This window comes from Parapontixanthobacter aurantiacus, assembly GCF_009827635.1.
Classification (GTDB): Bacteria; Pseudomonadota; Alphaproteobacteria; order Sphingomonadales; family Sphingomonadaceae; genus Parapontixanthobacter; species Parapontixanthobacter aurantiacus.
In genome coordinates, this window is record NZ_WTYW01000001.1 from 407,249 (window position 1) to 425,058 (window position 17,810).

The window sequence follows — 17,810 nt, forward strand, 5'->3', positions numbered from 1 at the left end:
TTCGCCCGCGCCTATCTTTGCTTGCCTAGTTGCGCTCGGGCGTGAGGCGCAGCAGACGACCGCCCTCCTCATCCTCCAGCGCCCATAGTGCGCCATCTGGCCCTTCGATCACCGACCGGATGCGAGCGCCCATGTCATAGCGCGCTGCCTCGCGCGGCGTGTCGCCGTCCATGTCCACGCGGATGAGGTTCTGCGGTTTCAGCCCCGATATGATCGCATCGCCTTCCCATGCCTCGAACATCTGGCCTTCGAGAAATACGAAGTTGCCGGGCGCGATCACCGGGGTCCAGCTGATCGCGGGTTTGGCGAAGCCGTCGTCCGCGCTGTGATCGGGAATGTTGGACCCGTCGTAATTGACGCCGTTCGAGCGAACCGGCCAGCCGTAATTCTCGCCCTTTCGAACGAGGTTCAGTTCGTCGCCGCCCTGCGGCCCGTGCTCCAGTTCCCAAAGGCGACCTTCCTCGTCGAAATCCATGCCGAGGATATTGCGATGGCCCCATGACCACAGCTCGCTCGTCACGCCGCCCGCATCCGCCATCGGATTGCCTGCGGCGGGCGTGCCGTCGAGATTGAGGCGCACGATGCTGCCGAGATTGTTGGAGGTATCCTGCGCCGGTTCCTTCTTCTGACGCTCTCCCGATGCGACGAACATGTACTGCTCGTCGGGCGAGAAGACGATCCGGTGCGAATAATGGCCGCGGCCCGTTACCTTGGGCGCCTGCCGCCAGATCACGTCTAGCCCTTCGATGCGGCAGCTCTGCATTCCCTCGCAAGTCAACTGGCCGCGACCCACGACCGCGCCGCGGGTATCGCCGCTGCCCGCTTCGGCCCAGCTGAGATAGATGGTCCGACCATCGACTTCACCCGAGGCTTCGCTCGGCAGGAAAGCGACATCGCCGAGGCCGCCCTGACCGCCGTAATCGACTTGCGGCAATCCGCTGACGGCAATGCGCGTCTTGCTCTGCGTATCGACGATCGCGGCGGTTCCCGGCTTCTCCGTCACGAAGAGCATTTGTGTGCCAGGGATGAAAGCGCTGGCCCAAGGTTCGTTGAAGGCGCCGAATTCCTCGATCGCGAAGCCGGAGAATTCTCCGGTTGTCTCGTCCGTCATCGACGCGCTATCCACGGGTGGTTCCGCGTTGCAGCTTGCCAAGGCAATGGAAGAGGCGGCAACGGTAAGGGCGAGATGGACGAAACGGGACATGCTGAGCGGTACTCCTGATCTTTTCGAACCGCATACCCGCATCGCGGGGATCGACGAGGCGGGTCGCGGTCCGCTGGCCGGTCCTGTTGTGGCGGCTGCCGTCGTGCTCTGCAAGGGGGCGGTGGAGGGTCTCGACGATTCCAAAAAGCTCTCTCCCGCACGCCGCGCCGAACTGGAACGCGAAATCAAGGAACGCTGCGCCTGGGCGATCGGCATCGTCGACGTTGCGCTGATCGATCGCGTGAACATCCTCGGCGCGACCATGCTCGCAATGACGCAGGCGATGGACCGCCTCGAACTCCTCTTGGCGGAGCGCGGCCACGGCAATCCGGTCTCTGCGGTGATCGACGGCAATCTGACGCCCGCGGGGCGGGTGAAGGAATGGCGTTGGGCGGCGCGCGCCGTCATTGGCGGGGATGCGAGCCATTCCGAAATCTCCGCAGCGTCGATCCTCGCCAAGGAATGTCGCGACCGCCTGATGCGCGAGGCCGCCATTGAATTTCCCGCCTATGGCTGGGACAGGAACAAGGGTTACGGGACGCGCGAACATCTCGTCGCCCTGCGGCATCACGGACCTTGTCCACTCCATCGGCGCAGCTTCGCGCCCGTCGCACAGGCCGAACTGCGGCTGCCGGTCACCGGCTAAAACAAGCGAGGGCGCGCGCGGCGAGTCTTTCGCGCCACACCGCAGCATGTCGAGGCGCGGGCCTTCTCCAAACTCAAGATATTGTGCCAGCGCGCTTTCTGAGCGGAACCGCAACCACTTGATCCGATACTGATCAGAATTCTCCGCTTGACGGGGACTCCCTGAGGATTCACCCTGTGGATAAGTCGAAAGGGAAGGGGTCTCAGGTGGGTGTCGTCGAACCGGTAAAGATGCGCGAGCGGCGCGTTGCGAAAGCGCGCGCGCGAAAGCAGGCGGTCGCGCCTGAGGACTTGCCGCTCGGCCAGATCCTCGCCGGGGACTGCATCGAGGCGATGCGGACCTTGCCTGACGACAGCGTCGATCTGGTCTTCGCCGATCCACCCTATAATTTGCAGCTTGGCGGCGATCTCAATCGCCCCGATGGCAGCGGCGTCGACGCGGTGAACGATCACTGGGACAAGTTCGACAGTTTCGCGATCTATGACGATTTCACACGCGACTGGCTGACCGAAGCGCGGCGCGTGCTGAAGCCGGATGGCGGATTGTGGGTCATCGGCAGCTACCACAACATCTTTCGCGTCGGCGCAATCCTTCAGGATCTGGGCTTCTGGATCCTCAACGACGTCGTCTGGCGCAAGTCCAATCCGATGCCCAATTTCAAGGGAACGCGCTTCACCAACGCACACGAAACGCTGATCTGGGCGAGCCAGGGGGAAAAGGCGCGCTACCAGTTCAATTACACCGCGATGAAGACGCTGAACGACGAGCTACAGATGCGCAGCGACTGGCTCATCCCGATCTGCGGCGGGCAGGAACGCTTGAAGCATGACGGTCACAAGGCACATCCGACGCAGAAGCCCGAAGCGCTGATCTACCGGCTCCTGCTGGCGACGACCGAAAAGGGCGATGTCGTGCTCGACCCGTTTTTCGGAACGGGAACGACCGGCGCGGTCGCCAAGCGGCTCGGCCGCGAATGGATCGGCTGCGAACGGGAAGATTTCTATCGCGGCATCGCCGCAGAACGGATCGCCAAGGAACTGCCGCTCGACGAGAGCGCACTCGCCACGATGCAATCCAGAAAGGCCGCGCCGCGCGTCGCCTTCGGAACGCTGGTCGAAAACGGCACGGTACCGCCCGGCACGCAGCTGTTCGACAAGAAACGGCGCTGGCACGCGACCGTGCGGGCGGATGGCTCGCTCGTCCACGAGCGGCAAAGCGGCTCGATCCATGCTCTCGGCAAAGTCCTGCAAGGCGCGCCGAGCTGCAATGGGTGGGTGTTCTGGCACATGGAACGCGATGGGAAGACGGTCGCAATCGATAGCTTGCGGCAGGAATATCTGCTGGCGAACGAAGACTGATCCGGCGTCTGTCCTACCGCCGAGCGTTGCGCTAGTTTCACCGCATGCAGCAGTTTGCCATCCTACCTGTATCGATCCGCCCTAATGGTCTTCGCATCGGAGCGTTTTTGAATGACAGGACCGTGTTCCATGTGTTCCATCGGTTCAGTTTCGACAGCTTGGAGATGAACAAGTGAGCGACTCGGTCTATCTTCGCCCCATCGGTATCGCGCCCGGACCGCAGAGCGAGCATGGCAATGCCGTGCGCCTTGCCGGCGGAATGGTCTACGCCAGCCGGTTCGCCGTGATCCTGCGGCGCGGCGGGCAGATCGTCGAACGCTGGCTCGCTTCGCCCGGCACGATCGACGATGTTTTCGCCAAACTTCCGGAAGAGGTCGGGGCGGAAGCCGAAGCGCAATGGTCGAACCTGCGCATGGCGCATCCCGCGCTATCGCTCGGGGCGCGGACGATCCAACTCGATCAGCCGCAGATCATGGGCATCCTGAACGTAACGCCCGACAGCTTCTCCGACGGCGGAGCGTTCCTCGATGATCCCGAAGCGGGCCGGGCCCATGCCGCGGCGATGCTGGAAGCGGGCGCGGCGATCATCGATATCGGCGGGGAAAGCACACGTCCTGGCGCGAAGGCGACCTGGGAAGGCGAGGAGAACGAGCGCGTTCTTCCGGCGATCGCCTATTGCTCTTCGATGGGTGCAGCAATCAGCATCGACACGCGCCGCGCGGGCGTTATGGAGGCGGCGCTCGACGCCGGGGCGGCGCTGGTCAACGACGTTTCCGGCCTGCGCTTCGACCCGCGCAGCATCGAACTCGTGGCGGATCGCGGCTGCCCGGTGGTCATCATGCATGCGCCGGGCAAGGGCGAGGATCTCCACGCCGACGGAGCCTACGGCAACGTTATCTTCGACGTGTTCGACGCATTGAAGGAACGCCGGGATGCGGCAATCGCCGCAGGCATCGAGCGCAGCCGCATCATCCTCGATCCCGGCATCGGTTTCGGCAAGAGTGTTCGCGACAACCTCTCGCTCATCAATGCCCTGCCGATGTTCCATGCGCTGGGTCAGCCATTGCTGCTCGGCGCCAGCCGCAAGCGCATGATCGGGGCATTGTCGAAAGAGGCGGCGGTGGAGGACCGGCTGGGCGGGTCCATCGCGTTGGCGATCGCCGGAATGAATGCGGGCGTACAACTGTTGCGCGTTCACGACGTCGCGGAGACGGTGCAGGCTCGCAACGTCTGGCGAGGGCTGCGCGATGCTGCCCTCACCGACTTCGCGGACCTGCCCGAATAGATGCTAAAGCGTGTAGCCGCCGTCGCTGGTCAGGACGGTGCCGGTGACGTTCGCAGCCATGTCGGACAGGAGGAAGCCGATATCGCCGGCCAGTTCCTCAGGCGTCGCGAAACGTCCACGCGGGGTATCCTTGCCCATCGCTCCGATCGCCGCCTCGCGTCCGTATTTTCGGGTCGCGGCGCGGAAGTCCTCGCCGCTGTCCCAGATTGCCGTATCGACACCGCCGGGTGCGATGGCGTTGATGCGGATACCGTGCCGCGCGTTCTCCGCCGCGGCGATGCGCGCGAGATGGGCGACAGCCGCCTTGCTCGTTCCGTATCCGCCGATGCCCGGAACCGGTTTGAGGCCGGTGACCGATGCGGTCACGACGATGCTTCCGCGTGCCGCCGGCAGCATCTTGCGCAATGCCGTTCGAAGGGTGAGGAAGGCGCCGTCGAGATTGACGTCCATCACCTTGCGCCAGTCGTCGAAGGCGAGCGTCGCGATCTCTCCGCCGGTTGCAATTCCGGCATTGACGACCGCGTGATCGAGCGCATCGATCTCTTCCTCGAGGCCGGACCAGAAGGTCTCGTCCGCCACGTCGCCGCAGCGTTTCTCGACTGCGCAGGACAGATCGAGCGCGTCGAGGCCTTCGCCGTTCCGATCGATCAGCCAAAGCTTCTCGATGCCGTTATCGTCGAGCCAGCGAGCGCTTGCCGCGCCGATGCCGCTGGCAGCGCCGGTAATGAGGGCGCTGCGTCCGGAGAAGTCGAATGTGTAGGCCATCCGGCGAGTGCTATGACCCGCAAGCGATTCTGTCGATACCCGCGAGCAGGGGAAGCCAACTTTGTCGCGCGATTGACACGTCCGATGGCTAGGGCCAGTGCTTCGCTTCGAATGTCGCAATCAGAGAAACGGTCGGACTCATGAAATTTCGCCTTCCCCTAGCCACGGCGATCGCCCTCGCTCTTTCCGCATGCGCCACGACTGGCAGTTCCGAAGGGATGCAGCGCGCTGCCGTATCGGCGAGCCGGATCACGACCCCGGAGGAGGCGCTTGCCCGCTATTACGATGTCCTTCGCGAAGAGATCACGCTGCCCCGTGCACCCGCTGGCGCTTCACTCGATCCCAATACAGTCCTGACCCGGATCGCCTTCGGAAGCTGCAACCACCAGTCGCGCTCCCAGCACATGTGGGACCGCATCGAAGCGACCGATCCGCAATTGTTCATGCTGATCGGCGACAATGTCTATGGCGATACCGGCTGGCGCGGCGATGCGGGTCTCGAGACGCTGCGCGATGCGTACGCACTCCAGTCCAGCCATTCCGAATTCGTGGATTTCCGGCGGCAGGTTCCCATGCTGACGACCTGGGACGATCACGATTACGGCTTCAACGACGCCGGGGCATCTTTCGCGCTGCGCAATTGGTCGGAGGAGATCTACGAGACCTATTGGGGGTCGAGCGAAGAGGTTCGCTCGCGGCCCGGCGTTTACGAAAGCCGGACCTTCGGTAGCGACGGGCGGGTCGTGCAGATCATCATGCTCGACACGCGCTTCTTCCGCTCGGATCTCGACCGTCTGCCTTACAGCGAAGATCGCCCGCCGCTCGGACCTTATCTGCCGACCGAACGCGCAGATGCGACGATGCTGGGCGGCGACCAATGGAACTGGCTCGCGCAAGAACTGCAGAAACCCGCCGACCTTCGCATGATCGTAAGCAGCGTCCAGGTGCTGACGGACGCGCATGATTACGAGGCGTGGGCGGCACTGCCCGCCGAACGGCGTCGGCTGTACGAGATGCTTTCTACGCGCGAGGATAGCGGGCTCGTCCTCCTGTCGGGGGATCGGCACGCGGGCGGGCTCTATACCTATGCGCCGCCCGCTGCCGCGGGCGAGCAATTCTGGGAGATCACTTCCAGTTCGCTCAACCTTGCATTCAGTACCACGGCGGAAAATACTGCGCGGGAGCCGGACGATCGCCGCGTGACCGATTTCATCTCAGAGGAGAATTTCGGGCTGATCGACATCGACTGGGCGAACAAGGCACTCACCCTTTCGCTGCTCGGTAACGAGGGCGAGCTTCGCGCGGCGCGTTCGTTCGAATGGACCGACTGAAGTCGCCCGATCGCTGCGTCAGGCGGCGCTGTCGATACCGAGATTGCTGAGTTTGCGATAAAGGGTCGAGCGACCGATCCCGAGCCGGCGGGCGACTTCGGTCATGCGACCCGAATAGTGCCCGATGGCGAGCCGGATCACATCGGCCTCGATGTCCTCTAGCGGACGCAGGTTGCCATCGGCCGTGTAGAGCAGGATGCCTGCACCATCCTGGCGCCGGTCGGACTGATCCTCGCATTCTCCGAGAATTTCGGAGAGTTGCGGGAAGCTGTTCGCAGTCAGCGCCTCGTCGTCGCAGAAAACTGCCGCGCGGAACAAGGCCGCCTGAAGCTGGCGGACATTGCCCGGCCAGTCGTAGCTGGCGAGCAGGTTGAGTGCGCTATCGGTGATCGAGTGGTGGTTCAGGCCGGGCTGCTCTCCGATCCGCGCAAGGAAATGCCGGGTGAGCGCGGGAATGTCGCTCGTCCGTTCGCGCAAGGGCGGAAGATGGATGCGGGTATTGCCGATCTGCGACAGCAGCGCACTCGAGAACTGGCCGCCCTGCGCAATTTCGGAGAGGCGGAAGTTACTGGCGCAAAGCATTCGGACCTCAACGCGGAAGCCATGCTTCGCCCCAGTGGGCCGGACGATGCCTGTCGCCAGCGTATCGGCGAGCCGGTCCTGAACGGGCAGGGCAAGGCGATCGATCTCGTCGAGAATGATCGTGCCTCCGTCGCATTGTTGCAGAGCGCCGATCTGACGTTCGAACGCGCCGGGAAAGGCGTTCTGTTCGTGACCGAACAGCAAGGATTCGATCGAATTGATCGGCACGCCGCCGACATTGATGACCTTGAGTGCGTTCTTCGCTCGCGGGGAAGCCGAGTGCATCGCGCGCAGAATGGTTTCTTTGCCCGTTCCGCTCTCGCCTTCGACGAGCGCATGCCCCTGACCCCTCGCCGCTTTTGCGGCTTGCGCCAAAGCGCTGCGGAAGGCGGGCGCGGTGCCGATCATGTCCTCGAAGTCGAGGGTTGCGGACATCTTCTCGCTAAGTGGCTGCAATTCGTTGCGTGGAGCCTCGCGCGTCGTCGCGCTGCGCAGGGCCTGAAGGAAACGGTCGGGCGCAATCGGCTTGATGAGATAGTCGGTCGCGCCTGCACGCATGGCCTGCACCGCGATGAGCGGAGAAGCGCTTGCGGTCAGCATGAGGATGGGCAGATCGGGGCGCATTTGCTTCAAGACGCCGATAAGATCGGAGCTGTCTTCACCGGGCACCCACTGATCGACGAGAATGGCGGCGATATTGACGCCTTCCCGCGAATTCAGTGTCGCAAGTGCCGTATCGGCATCGCCGACGATGATCGTGCGCCAGCCCTCGCGTGCCGCAAGTGCGCTGATCAGCCGGCTCTGCGCCGGCTCGTCGTCGATCAGCATCAATATTTGCGAATCGTTGTCTGCCATGATCTTCATCTGTCTCGTATTGATACAAGCGCTTGCACTAGTGTGAATGAGTAAAAGTCCGATTAAGGAGGATCAGCCCCGTTCGTCCGCCATTCGCAAGCTCCCCCTGTCGATGGTCGCTCCGCGCAGCTTGAGCATCCTTGATTGCCGGGTTAAGACGTGCAGGAAAGTCACACCGTATAAGGAAAAACCCATGGAACCCGCCAACGACATGAAGGCTGCGAGCAAGACCTATTCAGGGTTCATTGCCAGCCTCAAATGGGCCGTCCCGCTCATTGCTCTGATAGCGCTCATCGTCGTCATCATCATTTCGGGCTGAGCATCGCAGTGCGGATCGCCGTACTGAAGGAACGCGCCGATGGGGAAACGCGCGTCGCGCTGACACCGGAAACGGCCAGGAAATTTCTTGCGCTCGGTGCGACGGTCGCCATCGAAACGGAGGCGGGTCGGGCAGCATCCTACGCTGACGAGGCCTACCGCGAGGCTGGAGCCGAGATAGCGAGCGCCACTGAGGTCGTGAAGAATGCCGACATCGTCATGGGTGTCCAGGCACCCGAGGCGGACTTGCTAGAAGGGGCACGGCAGGGCGCGCTGGTCCTCGCGATTTTCGATCCCTTCTCCCGCCGGGATCGCGTCGAGCAGTTCGCAGCGCGAGGCTTCGAGGCGATGGCAATGGAATTCATGCCGCGCATCACGCGCGCGCAAAGCATGGACGTCCTGTCGAGCCAGTCGAACCTCGCCGGTTACAAGGCAGTGCTGAGCGCCGCGAACGAATATGGGCGGGCGTTCCCAATGATGATGACTGCTGCCGGCACGGTTCAGGCGGCAAAGGTCTTCGTGATGGGCGTCGGGGTCGCCGGGCTTCAAGCGATCGCCACGGCCAAGCGGCTGGGCGCGCAGGTTTCCGCGACCGATGTGCGCAGCGCAACGAGGGAACAGATCCAGTCGCTCGGAGCGAAGCCGATCTTCGTCGAGAACGTAGCCGGCATCGAGGGCGAGGGCTCGGGCGGTTATGCCACCGAGATGAGCGAGGAATACCGCAAGGCCCAAGCCGAACTGGTGAGCTCGCACATCGCGAAGCAGGATATCGTAATCACTACGGCGCTTATACCGGGCAAACCAGCGCCGCGGCTGATCTCCGACGCGCAGATCGCCACGATGAAGCCGGGCAGCGTCATTTTCGACCTCGCGGTCGTACAGGGCGGCAATGTCGAAGGCTCCGTCCCCGATCAGACGGTGACGAAGCACGGCGTCAAATTGGTAGGTTATGCGAACACCGCGACCCACCTCGCGGCCGATGCCAGTGCGCTTTATTCGCGCAACCTCTATAATTTCCTTTCCGCCTTTTGGGACAAGGACGCAGGGAAGCCTGTGTTCGACGAAGAGATCGGCAATGCTGTCAGGCTGACGCAAGGCGGAAAGGTCGTGAACGAGAGGCTGGCGGGGTGAAGTCGTCGTCGCTGGTTCTCGCATTGTCGACGTCGTTCGCCTTGACCGCGTGTGCGACCCTCGGGACTGACGAAGCGTCTCCAGTGCAGGCCCTTTCGGGTACCTGGAACGTGGACTTGCGTCCCTCGCTGACAGACGCTCCATACGATCAACCGATGGACTTGAGGGTCGAACGTACGGGGGAACTGTCGGGCACGTTCTACGGCAGTCCGATACTGGCTGGCCGGGCAGGGACGGGGCAGGGGCGGCTGTGCGCAGCGTGGCGGACATCCGACAATAGCGGAGCCTATCAGCATTCCGGCTGTCTCGAGGGGGATACGATCGTCGGCCAGAGCTGGAGCGAGGGCCGCAATTTCGTGCTGCCCTGGACCGCAACAAGATCGATTTCGGGAGAGTAAGATGGACTTCATTTCGATCCTGTCGATCTTCGTGCTGGCGTGTTTCGTCGGCTATTACGTGGTCTGGTCGGTCACGCCCGCGCTGCACACGCCGCTGATGGCGGTTACCAATGCGATTTCCAGCGTGATCATCGTCGGCGCGCTGATCGCGGCGGCGGCGGCGGACGTGCCGGGGGCGAAGTGGCTGGGACTGCTCGGTATCGTTCTCGCCAGCGTGAACATCTTTGGCGGCTTCGCGGTAACGGCACGAATGCTGGCGATGTACAAGAAGAAGGAGAAGAAGTGATGCTTCGCCTCCTTCTCGCCGCGCCGTTTGCGGTTTTAGCCGTGCCCGCCCATGCTGCCACCGGCGAGCCGGTAAACCCGTGGGTGGCGCTCGCCTATCTCGTGTCGGGCGTGTTCTTCATCCTCGCGCTGCGCGGCCTGTCCTCTCCAGCGACGAGCCGAACGGGCAACCGCTTCGGCATGGTGGGCATGCTGATCGCGGTGGTGACGACGCTGGTGACCCATTTCCCGAGCATCAAAAATAACGGATGCCCTGAGGAGCCGGTGATCACTCGATCCGGCAACAGCGAATTCATGATGCTGTGCGATGGCAACTTGGCACCTGATTGGGCTTCCTTTGGAGAAATTGCTCTCGCCATTCTTATCGGCGCAATCATCGGCATCACCATCGCGCGGCGCATCGCCATGACCGCAATGCCCGAGCTGGTCGCGGCCTTCCACAGCCTTGTCGGCCTGGCCGCAGTGCTGGTGGGCTGGGCGGCCTATCTCAATCCGGGCGCATTCGGGTTGCTGGTGCCGATGGATACGATCGGCACCGACTACAGCCTGCCCATGCAGATCGGCGCAGTTTCCAAGGTCGAGATGGGCCTCGGCATCGCCATCGGTGCGATCACCTTCTCCGGTTCGGTCATCGCCTTCCTGAAACTGTCGGGCCGGATGAGCGGTTCGCCTATCCTTCTCCCCGCGCGCCATGTCATCAATCTCGGCACCCTGGTTGCCATCATCGTTCTGACTGCCCTGTTCGCCATGGCAGCACCCGCCGAAACCATGCCGCTGATCATCGCGCTGACAGTGCTGGCCTTCGTCATCGGCTTCCTGCTGATCATCCCCATCGGCGGGGCGGACATGCCGGTCGTGGTGTCGATGCTGAACTCCTATTCGGGCTGGGCCGCGGCGGCGATGGGCTTCACGCTCGGCAACACCGCGATGATCATCACCGGCGCGCTGGTCGGCTCTTCAGGCGCGATCCTCAGCTACATCATGTGCCGCGCGATGAACCGCAGTTTCATCTCCGTGATCGCGGGCGGCTTCGGCGCTGACGATAGCGGGGCGGGCGGCGGCGAGGCGAAGGAGCAGCGACCCTACAAGCAGGGCAGCGCCGCAGACGCCGCTTTTATGCTCGAACAGGCGGAAAAGGTCATCATCATCCCGGGCTACGGCATGGCCGTGGCGCAGGCGCAGCACGCGCTCCGCGAGATGGCCGACATCCTCGAGGAAAAGGGCGTGGATGTGAAATATGCCATCCACCCCGTCGCCGGGCGCATGCCGGGGCACATGAACGTGCTGCTCGCTGAAGCGCAAGTGCCGTACGAAAACGTTTTCGAGCTCGAGGACATCAACAGCGAATTTGCGCAGGCCGATGTCGCCTTCATCATCGGCGCGAACGACGTGGTGAACCCGGCGGCCAAGACCGATAAATCATCGCCCATCTACGGTATGCCCGTGTTCGATGTGGACAAGGCAAAGCAGGTCTTCTTCATCAAGCGCAGCATGGGCGGCGTCGGCTATGCCGGCGTCGACAACGATGTGTTTTATATGGACCAGACCATGATGCTGCTGTCCGACGCGAAAAAGATGGTCGAGGAGATCGTCAAGGCGCTCGACTGAAAATTCAATTCTCTGGAGGCTGGACGCTAGCGAGCGTCGCAATTACAGCGCGCACCGGACCTTCAAATTCGAAGACTTACGGGAACAGGACGTGCGCAAGCTTGGATTGATCGGCGGAATGAGCTGGGTTTCGACCGGGGCCTATTACACGCGCATAAACCAGTTCGTTCAGAAGCATGCCGAACCCATGGCGAGCGCTCCGATGATGATCGAGAGCCTCGATTTCCTGCAGTTGCACGGCTTGCGGGAAGCGAACGACTGGAAGAGAGCTGCCGACGTTCTCATCCTGTCGGCAAAGAGACTGGAAGATGCAGGGGCACAGGCGCTCGTGATTGGGGCGAACTCTATGCACAAGGTCTATGACGACGTCGCTGAAGCGGTCGATATTCCCATCATCCATATCGCCGAGTGCGTCGGACGGAAGATGGCAGACGCCGGCGTGAAGCTGGCGGCTCTGATCGGAACGCGAAACGTGATGACAGAAGATTTCTATCGGCAGCGGCTGCTCGCGCATGGCATCGAACTGCTGCCCCCCGACCTGAAGAACGTCGAGACGATCGACCGGATCATCTATCAGGAACTGATGGTCGGGAAGTCGACGCGGCAGGCCGAGCGAGCCATGAAGACGATTATTACGGAGAAAGCGCAGCAAGGGGCGAAATCGATCATCCTGGCCTGCACGGAACTTGAAATGATTGTCGATACGGACGCGAACGTCTTGCCGATTTTCGACTCGACCGACATTCATTGCCAGGCTGCGGCGGCGTGGATTCTCGGTGAGGAATCGACGACTTAGCCGAAACTTTTTACATGTTGTTCGCCCTGTCTCCGAAATTGCACGGGTGAGCGAATGGCGGTGAGAAGTTGGATTGTGCTTCACCGGGCGTGAGGCATCCTCCCCTTTCCTCAACGGGATAGGGACTGACAATCAAATGACGATGAAAATGATTCGCCGCACCGCCGGTGCGAGCGTCGCAGTACTTGGTGTCGCATTGGCGGCCGCTCCGGCATCCGCTCAGAAGATCGAGAATTCCTACATCTGCGTATTCAAGTCGGACAAGGTCGCCAAGGGGCAAACGCGTGATTTCGCCAACAAGGCGGTTCGCGCGAACGGCGGTTCCGTAAAGTTCGTCTACAAGAATACGATCCGCGGATTTGCCGCGAACATCTCGCCTCAGGGCTTGGCCCGGATGCAGGAAAAGAACCCGAACATCGCCTATTGCGAGCAGGATCAGGTCATGCAGATCGTACAGCGCGGCAAGCCGGACAAGGGCGGGGGCGGAACGACCGCTCCGGCGCAGGTCGTACCGTGGGGTATCACCCGCGTCAAAGGCGGTCAGGACTATACCGGGGCGGGCAGAGCATGGATCATCGATAGCGGTGTCGACCTCGATCATGCCGATCTCAACGTCAATGTGCCACTGTCGACGAACTTCACCAGCGAGCGCGACGCGGATGATGGGAACGGCCATGGCACTCACGTTGCCGGAACGATTGCCGCGATCAATAACGACATCGGCGTCGTTGGCGTAGCCGCCGGAGCCGAAGTTGTCGGCGTAAAGGTCCTTGGACGGCGCGGTTCGGGTTCGAATAGCGGTGTCATCGCCGGGGTCGATTACGTCGGGGCCAACGCCAAGCCAGGCGATGTCGCGAACATGTCTTTGGGCGGCGGCGCCTCGAGTGCTTTGGACAACGCTATCCTGGCAGCAGCGCAGTTGTCCGGGGCCAGCTTCACTCTTGCAGCCGGAAACGAGTCGCAAAACGCGAATAACGTTTCGCCCGCTCGCGTGAACGGCAACAGGATTTATACTGTGTCCGCATTCTCGCAGGGCGATCGATGGGCAAGCTTCTCGAACTTTGCCAATCCGCCGATCGACTTTGCGGAACCGGGTGTAGCGATCGGATCGACCTACAAGGATGGCGGCTATGCCACGCTGAGCGGCACGTCGATGGCCGCTCCGCACCTTGCCGGCATCCTGCTGTGGGGAGCGGCAAAGACCGACGGAACCGTTATCGGCGATCCTGACGGCCAAGCGGATACGATCGGCACTCGCTGATAATCGCATAACCTCAGTCGAAAGAGAGGGCTGCCGGAACCGACCGGCAGCCCTTTTCCGTTCCGCCGCCCTTTCGCTTCGAGTTGCCCGCTTCCTGCATTGCGGTTAGGGGCTCGGCCTATGATGCGCGGCGGTCCAAGGTAAACGAGCAGTCCATGCCACTTGCACCATATGCAGCCGATCCGGACCGCTCTCCCGGTCGCGAATTTGCCGAGAACCGGCAGGGTTCTCGCGGACCTCGCAGCGAATTTCAGCGAGATCGCGACCGCACCATTCATTCAATTGCCTTCCGCCGCTTGCGCAGTAAGACACAGGTATTCGTAGCACCTGACGGCGACCACTACCGGACCCGACTGACACATAGCCTCGAAGTTGCCCAGATCGGACGGGTCATTGCCCGCGAACTGGGCCTGGACGAGGATCTGACGGAAGCGCTTTGTCTTGCCCATGACATCGGCCATCCACCGTTCGGACATGCGGGCGAGAACGCTTTGTCGAACATGATGAGCGACAGCGGCGGCTTCGATCACAATGCGCATACCTTGCGAACCTTGATGAGACTCGAAAGCCCCTATTGCGATCATCCCGGCCTCAATCTCACCTGGGACATGCTGGAAGGGCTGGCCAAGCATAACGGACCGATTGCCGAGCCGAACTGGGCGCTTCGTCAGCTCGACGACGATTTTCCGCTGGCCCTAGATTACCACGCATCGCTCGAAGCGCAAGTGGCAGCGATTGCCGACGATATCGCATACGACAATCACGATATCGACGATGGCCTACGCGCTGGCTTTCTGAACATCGACGATGTTCTCTCGCTGGAGTTCATGGCGCAGCCATTCCGGGAAATCGAGCGCCGCTTCCCGAATGCCGATCGGGCGACCCAACTGAGAGAGCTGATCCGGACTCAAATCGGGCGCATGGTTCTGGACGTGCTGGAAACGGCGCGCGCAAACGTCGTTGATGTGGGGAGCGTCGCAGAAGTTCGGGCGGCCGGTCGAACGCTTATCACGTTTTCCGACGAAATGGCGCGAGACGAAAGACGGCTGAAATCCTTCATGTACGACAAGCTCTATTACCATCCCGAGCAGGTCGCGACGGCTGACCGGGCCAGCAAGGTCATCCGGCGACTATTCGAAGCTTATGCGGATGATGAGAGCCTCTTACCGCCCTCCTGGCATGCCGCACTGCCGTCGGACCGGGTGGGCAGGGATCGGCACATCGCTGACTTCATCGCGGGCATGACCGACCGCTTCGCGATCGATCGGTACCAAGAGATTACCGGGCGACGGCCGGACGGACTGAGCAATGTCTGATAAGTTCCTCAGAAATCCGGTCCGCATTGCCCTGATCGGCGCGACTGGCTTGGTCGGACGGTCGCTAATCGAACTGGTCGTCGGACGCGAAGATGTGAGATTATCAGCGATCGCCCGCCGCGAGATACCGCTGCCGCCCGATGCTCGGATGGAGATGTTCGTAGCAGATCCATCAAAGTGGGGCGAGATTTTCGAGGCCATGCGGCCGGACGTCCTTGTGAGCGCGCTGGGAACCACACGCAAGAAAGCCGGCGGAAGTATCGAAAAGTTTCGCGAGGTTGACCACTGTCTCGTACTCGATGCGGCGCAATCGGCGCGGCGGTTCGGCGTCGAGCGAATGATCGTGACAAGCTCGGTGGGTGCGGCGATCGGCTCGCGTAGCGATTATCTGCGCGTCAAGGGTGAGACGGAGCGCAACCTCGCGAAACTCGGGTTTCATCGCCTCGATATCCTGCGTCCATCGCTTCTGCGCGGAAAACGAGAAGAGGATCGCCGTCCTCTTGAGACTATCGGTATTGCCGCTGCGCCGTTCGTGAACAGCTTTCTTCACGGGCATTATCGAAAGTATCGAGCCGTCAAAGCAAATGACGTGGCTCGGGCTGCTTTGACATTGTCGCTGAAGCAGACGCGAGGGCGATATCTGCACGAATACGATTCGCTAATGCGCTTGGCCAACTCGCTTCCTGATCCGGTCAGGGGAATGCACCTGTGAGTTGGGAAGGCGTCTTTTCATTTTGCAATCTTCTGGCGCTTGCCTGCTGGATCGCGCTCGTCGCTCTTCCCCGGCGACCATTCGTCTTAAAGGCTATCTTTGCTGGCGGGGTCGGACTGCTGAGCCTTGCCTATACTACCTTGGCGATCGGACTCTTTTCCGGAGCTTTCGATCCGGTTCGCGACGTAGGTTCGGCGGCGGTTGATCTGTCGGATTACTCGGTCGACGGGCTCAAGAACCTTTTCCGGTCCGAGGGCGCGATCGTCATAGGCTGGGTCCACTATCTGGCCTTCGATCTGTTCGTCGGCATATGGCTGGCCCGCGACGCTGACCGGCATAGGGTTTCGCGCCTGATACAGGCGCCCTTTCTCTTGCTCACCTTCATGGCAGGTCCGATGGGGTTGCTCGCCTGGTTATTGCTGCGCCGCACTTTCGGTCGCAAGGCGAGGAGCCTTAGATGAAGAAACACGCCCCTGCTACGGCGAGGAACAATCGACCGATCGCCAATGTGCTCGAGAAAGAATTGCCGTTTATCGGAACCGTGCTCGAAATTGCGAGCGGGACCGGCGAGCACGCCGTTTATCTTGCAAACCGTTTTCCTTCGCTCGACTGGCAACCGAGCGACGCTGATCCCGAGGCTTTGCTATCCATAAAGGCTTGGCGAGACGAGGCCGGGCTGACGAATATACGGCCCCCCGTCACGATTGACTGCACGAGTGCTTCATGGCCAATCGATCAAGCGGATGCGGTTTTGTGTGTGAACATGGTTCACATAAGCCCTTGGACCGCTACCGAAGGGCTCTTCGCAGGAGCCCGTAAGGTTTTGTCAGCAGGGAACGCGCCACTTATCCTCTACGGTCCTTTCCGCGAGGCGGATATTCCGACCGCCGCTTCGAACGAAGCGTTCGACCGAAGTTTGAAGGAACGGGATGAGCGATGGGGGCTACGCCATGTCGGTGATATTGACAAGGTTGCAGGGCGGAGGGGATTTTATCGTGCCAAGCGATATGAGATGCCGGCCAACAATCTGATCCTGGTTTACCGCAAGACCATCGGCGAGTGACCGAAGTCGACCTTACGTTTCTTCGTCAACGGCGTCGGCAACAGAAGTCAAATCCTCACCAAGGCCGCGGACGGTGTTACAGGCAGACAGGCCGAGAGCAAGAGCGGCGACGCTGACCGATAGAAGTATTTTTCGAGACATTCCGATCCAATCCGTTCGATTACATGCATCACCACGTTAAACGCGAAACCGGTTAATCCCGAATGAAAAACGCCCGCCATTCGGCGAGCGTCTTACATTTCGACATTTCCAGGTCGATCAAAGTTCTTCGTCGACCTCTTCAGCTACTGATTCCACATCCTCGCCTACACCGTCGACCGTATTGCAGGCCGCTGCGGATAATCCGAGCGATGCTACGCTAGCTGCAATCAAAATTCGTTTTACCATTATGCTTATATCTCCTCATCTACCTCGTTCGCTGCCGACTGAAGATCTTCTCCGGCACCTCTGACGGTGTTGCATGCGGCCGCAGTAAGCGCGAGCGATGCAACTCCTACGGCGATAACAACTTTACGGACCATAATTACCTCCTTTAACCCAGCAGCGGGTTAGTGGAGAGAACGAGGGGCAATGGCTTCGGTTCCGGATGTAAATATATGAGAGAGCGGCAAGTTTGGCGAAAGGTGCTGCCGAGTATCCGTTCGCGGCAGAATGCGTGATGCAGGCCGCGACTCACGATTTTGCGACCTTCGCCAGCGAGGCGGAGTTGCTGCTTCTCTACGCCATGTTCTGTTTCGCTCTGGCTGGCGTGGCTGCGATCGCCGAACGCAAGCGAGCGAAACGGAAGACGGCCGACGCCGTCGGGTTCATGCCTTGGATAGGCATATTCTTCGCCAGCGCCTTCATCGGTGCCGGCCTGTTCGTAATGGGCGTCAAGGGGGTGCTGGCCGGCTAGG

19 protein-coding genes are annotated in these 17,810 nt (G+C 61.4%); 16 read left to right on the top strand and 3 right to left on the bottom strand.

Annotated elements, in window-relative coordinates; translation table 11 throughout:
* Positions 1-25: 25 nt before the first annotated feature.
* Positions 26-1,204, bottom strand: a complete 1,179-nt coding sequence (locus tag GRI38_RS01920; protein WP_160681306.1) for a PQQ-dependent sugar dehydrogenase — start codon at positions 1,202-1,204, stop codon at positions 26-28.
* Between GRI38_RS01920 and GRI38_RS01925 the strand changes: the two genes are divergently transcribed.
* The 3 genes from GRI38_RS01925 (at position 1,203) to folP (ending at position 4,493) form a co-directional block, all read left to right on the top strand.
* Positions 1,203-1,850: a ribonuclease HII gene (locus GRI38_RS01925; RefSeq protein WP_160681307.1), complete on the top strand. Its 648-nt coding sequence runs from the start codon at positions 1,203-1,205 to the stop codon at positions 1,848-1,850. The genes GRI38_RS01920 and GRI38_RS01925 overlap by 2 nt on opposite strands.
* A gap of 230 nt (positions 1,851-2,080) precedes the next feature.
* Positions 2,081-3,208, top strand: coding sequence for a site-specific DNA-methyltransferase (locus GRI38_RS01930; protein ID WP_160682413.1), 1,128 nt, complete (start codon positions 2,081-2,083; stop codon positions 3,206-3,208).
* A 172-nt stretch (positions 3,209-3,380) separates the two neighbouring features.
* Positions 3,381-4,493 carry a dihydropteroate synthase gene (gene folP, locus GRI38_RS01935; RefSeq protein ID WP_160681308.1) on the top strand — a complete coding sequence of 371 codons (1,113 nt, stop codon included), beginning with the start codon at positions 3,381-3,383 and terminating at the stop codon, positions 4,491-4,493.
* 3 nt (positions 4,494-4,496) lie between these two features.
* Here the strand turns inward: folP and GRI38_RS01940 are convergent, their stop codons facing one another.
* Positions 4,497-5,258: an SDR family NAD(P)-dependent oxidoreductase gene (locus GRI38_RS01940; protein WP_160681309.1), complete on the bottom strand. Its 762-nt coding sequence runs from the start codon at positions 5,256-5,258 to the stop codon at positions 4,497-4,499.
* 140 nt (positions 5,259-5,398) lie between these two features.
* On the opposite strand from GRI38_RS01940, the gene GRI38_RS01945 reads away from it, so the two are divergent.
* Positions 5,399-6,589: an alkaline phosphatase D family protein gene (locus tag GRI38_RS01945; RefSeq protein ID WP_202389818.1), complete on the top strand. Its 1,191-nt coding sequence runs from the start codon at positions 5,399-5,401 to the stop codon at positions 6,587-6,589.
* An 18-nt stretch (positions 6,590-6,607) separates the two neighbouring features.
* Here the strand turns inward: GRI38_RS01945 and GRI38_RS01950 are convergent, their stop codons facing one another.
* Entirely contained in the window at positions 6,608-8,026 is a 1,419-nt protein-coding gene (locus tag GRI38_RS01950; RefSeq protein WP_160681310.1) for a sigma-54-dependent transcriptional regulator, read from the bottom strand.
* 193 nt (positions 8,027-8,219) lie between these two features.
* Here GRI38_RS01950 and GRI38_RS01955 point away from each other — a divergent pair, with 193 nt between their 5' ends.
* The 12 genes from GRI38_RS01955 (at position 8,220) to GRI38_RS02010 (ending at position 17,809) form a co-directional block, all read left to right on the top strand.
* Positions 8,220-8,345 carry an aa3-type cytochrome c oxidase subunit IV gene (locus GRI38_RS01955; RefSeq protein WP_160681311.1) on the top strand — a complete coding sequence of 42 codons (126 nt, stop codon included), beginning with the start codon at positions 8,220-8,222 and terminating at the stop codon, positions 8,343-8,345.
* 8 nt (positions 8,346-8,353) lie between these two features.
* Positions 8,354-9,475: a Re/Si-specific NAD(P)(+) transhydrogenase subunit alpha gene (locus GRI38_RS01960; protein WP_337191225.1), complete on the top strand. Its 1,122-nt coding sequence runs from the start codon at positions 8,354-8,356 to the stop codon at positions 9,473-9,475.
* Positions 9,472-9,873 carry a hypothetical protein gene (locus GRI38_RS01965; protein ID WP_160681312.1) on the top strand — a complete coding sequence of 134 codons (402 nt, stop codon included), beginning with the start codon at positions 9,472-9,474 and terminating at the stop codon, positions 9,871-9,873. Before GRI38_RS01960 ends, GRI38_RS01965 begins: the two co-directional genes overlap by 4 nt.
* Before the next feature lies 1 nt (position 9,874).
* Positions 9,875-10,159, top strand: a complete 285-nt coding sequence (locus GRI38_RS01970) for an NAD(P) transhydrogenase subunit alpha part 2 (RefSeq protein ID WP_006833497.1) — start codon at positions 9,875-9,877, stop codon at positions 10,157-10,159.
* On the top strand, positions 10,159-11,766 hold the full coding sequence (locus GRI38_RS01975) for an NAD(P)(+) transhydrogenase (Re/Si-specific) subunit beta (RefSeq protein WP_202389820.1): 1,608 nt from the start codon (positions 10,159-10,161) through the stop codon (positions 11,764-11,766). Before GRI38_RS01970 ends, GRI38_RS01975 begins: the two co-directional genes overlap by 1 nt.
* Positions 11,767-11,857: 91 nt before the next feature.
* Complete coding sequence (locus tag GRI38_RS01980; protein ID WP_160681313.1) at positions 11,858-12,562, top strand: amino acid racemase; 705 nt, start codon at positions 11,858-11,860, stop codon at positions 12,560-12,562.
* Positions 12,563-12,698: 136 nt separating this feature from the next.
* On the top strand, positions 12,699-13,823 hold the full coding sequence (locus tag GRI38_RS01985; protein WP_160681314.1) for a S8 family serine peptidase: 1,125 nt from the start codon (positions 12,699-12,701) through the stop codon (positions 13,821-13,823).
* A 155-nt stretch (positions 13,824-13,978) separates the two neighbouring features.
* The gene (locus GRI38_RS01990; RefSeq protein WP_160681315.1) at positions 13,979-15,139 is read left to right on the top strand and encodes a deoxyguanosinetriphosphate triphosphohydrolase; all 1,161 of its coding nucleotides are present in this window, start codon (positions 13,979-13,981) and stop codon (positions 15,137-15,139) included.
* Positions 15,132-15,851, top strand: a complete 720-nt coding sequence (locus GRI38_RS01995; protein ID WP_160681316.1) for an NAD(P)H-binding protein — start codon at positions 15,132-15,134, stop codon at positions 15,849-15,851. The genes GRI38_RS01990 and GRI38_RS01995 overlap by 8 nt, the downstream gene beginning before the upstream one ends.
* Positions 15,848-16,312 (top strand): abscisic acid-deficient protein Aba4 family protein, encoded by a 465-nt coding sequence (locus tag GRI38_RS02000; RefSeq protein ID WP_160681317.1) that lies wholly within the window; start codon positions 15,848-15,850, stop codon positions 16,310-16,312. The genes GRI38_RS01995 and GRI38_RS02000 overlap by 4 nt, the downstream gene beginning before the upstream one ends.
* Positions 16,309-16,914: a DUF938 domain-containing protein gene (locus tag GRI38_RS02005; protein ID WP_160681318.1), complete on the top strand. Its 606-nt coding sequence runs from the start codon at positions 16,309-16,311 to the stop codon at positions 16,912-16,914. Before GRI38_RS02000 ends, GRI38_RS02005 begins: the two co-directional genes overlap by 4 nt.
* A 613-nt stretch (positions 16,915-17,527) precedes the next feature.
* Positions 17,528-17,809, top strand: coding sequence for a hypothetical protein (locus tag GRI38_RS02010; protein WP_160681319.1), 282 nt, complete (start codon positions 17,528-17,530; stop codon positions 17,807-17,809).
* The last annotated feature ends 1 nt before the right edge of the window (position 17,810 follow it).

What these genes read in the sequence shown, in the direction of transcription:
- GRI38_RS01945 (WP_202389818.1), top strand. Translation starts at nt 5,399, where the DNA reads ATGAAATTTCGCCTTCCCCTAGCCACGGCGATCGCCCTCGCTCTTTCC.
- GRI38_RS01995 (WP_160681316.1), top strand. Translation starts at nt 15,132, where the DNA reads ATGTCTGATAAGTTCCTCAGAAATCCGGTCCGCATTGCCCTGATCGGC.
- GRI38_RS01940 (WP_160681309.1), bottom strand. Translation starts at nt 5,258, where the DNA reads ATGGCCTACACATTCGACTTCTCCGGACGCAGCGCCCTCATTACCGGC.
- GRI38_RS01930 (WP_160682413.1), top strand. Translation starts at nt 2,081, where the DNA reads ATGCGCGAGCGGCGCGTTGCGAAAGCGCGCGCGCGAAAGCAGGCGGTC.
- GRI38_RS01990 (WP_160681315.1), top strand. Translation starts at nt 13,979, where the DNA reads ATGCCACTTGCACCATATGCAGCCGATCCGGACCGCTCTCCCGGTCGC.
- GRI38_RS01920 (WP_160681306.1), bottom strand. Translation starts at nt 1,204, where the DNA reads ATGTCCCGTTTCGTCCATCTCGCCCTTACCGTTGCCGCCTCTTCCATT.
- GRI38_RS01925 (WP_160681307.1), top strand. Translation starts at nt 1,203, where the DNA reads ATGCTGAGCGGTACTCCTGATCTTTTCGAACCGCATACCCGCATCGCG.
- GRI38_RS01975 (WP_202389820.1), top strand. Translation starts at nt 10,159, where the DNA reads ATGCTTCGCCTCCTTCTCGCCGCGCCGTTTGCGGTTTTAGCCGTGCCC.
- GRI38_RS01970 (WP_006833497.1), top strand. Translation starts at nt 9,875, where the DNA reads ATGGACTTCATTTCGATCCTGTCGATCTTCGTGCTGGCGTGTTTCGTC.
- GRI38_RS02005 (WP_160681318.1), top strand. Translation starts at nt 16,309, where the DNA reads ATGAAGAAACACGCCCCTGCTACGGCGAGGAACAATCGACCGATCGCC.
- GRI38_RS01955 (WP_160681311.1), top strand. Translation starts at nt 8,220, where the DNA reads ATGGAACCCGCCAACGACATGAAGGCTGCGAGCAAGACCTATTCAGGG.
- GRI38_RS01985 (WP_160681314.1), top strand. Translation starts at nt 12,699, where the DNA reads ATGACGATGAAAATGATTCGCCGCACCGCCGGTGCGAGCGTCGCAGTA.
- GRI38_RS01950 (WP_160681310.1), bottom strand. Translation starts at nt 8,026, where the DNA reads ATGGCAGACAACGATTCGCAAATATTGATGCTGATCGACGACGAGCCG.